This window comes from Streptomyces sparsus, from assembly GCF_054776295.1.
Genome location: NZ_BAAHCA010001180.1, coordinates 1 through 1,290, shown reverse-complemented (window position 1 = coordinate 1,290; position 1,290 = coordinate 1). Strand labels below are relative to the sequence as shown.

Sequence of the window (1,290 nt, the reverse complement as noted above, 5' to 3'; positions counted from 1 at the left end):
CGGCTCCGGCTCGGGCCGGGCCGCCGCCGGTGGGGCGTCGTCGGCGGGCGTCGCCGGTGGGGCGGGGGAAAGGGCCCAGGGGGCGCTCAGACGGTGAGCACGACCTTGCCGAACAGCTCGCCGGAAGCCATCTTGGCGAAGCCCTCCCGGGCCCGGTCCAGCGGCAGCGTCGAGTCGATGACCGGGCGGATGCCCTTCGCCGCGCAGAAGTTCAGCAACCCGGCCAGTTCGTCCTTGTCGCCCATCGTCGAACCGACGACCTTCAGCTCCAGGAAGAAGATGCGGTTCAGCTCGGCGGTCGGCGGGTTCGGGCCGCTGGTCGCGCCGGAGATGACGAGCGTGCCCCCGGGCTTGAGCGACTTCACCGAGTGCGCCCAGGTAGCCGCGCCGACCGTCTCGATGACGGCGTCCACCCGCTGCGGCAGCCTCGCGCCGCTCTCGAAAGCGGCCTCCGCGCCGAGTTCGCAGGCTCGGGTCCGCTTCGCCTCGTCCCGGCTGGTGGCGAAGACCCGCAGGCCGGCCGCCGCCCCCAGCACGATCGCGGCGGTGGCGACGCCGCCGCCCGCACCCTGGACCAGCACGCTGTCGCCGGGGCGCACCCCGGCGTTGGTGAAGAGCATCCGGTAGGCGGTGAGCCACGCCGTCGGCAGGCACGCGGCCTCCGCGAAGGACAGCTCCTTCGGCTTGGGCAGTACGTTCCACTGCGGCACGGCGACCCGCTCGGCGAACGTGCCCTGGTACTTCTCGGTGAGGATCGAACGCGGCTCGCGGGGCCCGACCCCGTGCCCGGTCTGACCGATCACCGAGTGCAGCACGACCTCGTTGCCGTCGGCGTCGACCCCGGCCGCGTCGCAGCCGAGGATCATCGGCAGCGACTCCTCTCCCAGGCCGACGCCGCGCAGCGACCACAGGTCGTGGTGGTTGAGCGAGGCGGCCTTCACGTCCACGGTGGTCCAGCCCGGCGGAACGTCCGGCTCCGGCCGCTCTCCCAGCTCCAGTCCGTTCAGCGGCTCTTCCCGGTCGATGCGGGCGGCGTAGGCAGCAAACATGATCCTCAAGCTACGCCGCCCGCTCCCGTGACGGAACCAGGCACCTGTGTGACACGCGCCGCGCCCCGCACGTCAACCGGGGTGCACGGGCCGCCGCCCCGCGGCTCCCGACACAGGCCCCGGGCCCGTCGCGGGCACGTCTTCGGCCAGCCGGCTCGGCCCCCTGGCCACCGGATGGGTCACCGACTCGACGCCGGGCTCCGCGGGCTCAGTGCCGTCGGTACTGGGCCGGCGGGCCGAC

General features: G+C 73.8%; 1 protein-coding gene. It reads right to left on the bottom strand.

The window, feature by feature from the left end; all coding sequences use genetic code 11:
• Positions 1-86: 86 nt before the first annotated feature.
• Positions 87-1,049, bottom strand: coding sequence for a zinc-binding dehydrogenase (locus ACYVE9_RS27265; RefSeq protein ID WP_461030559.1), 963 nt, complete (start codon positions 1,047-1,049; stop codon positions 87-89).
• Positions 1,050-1,290 lie beyond the last annotated feature (241 nt).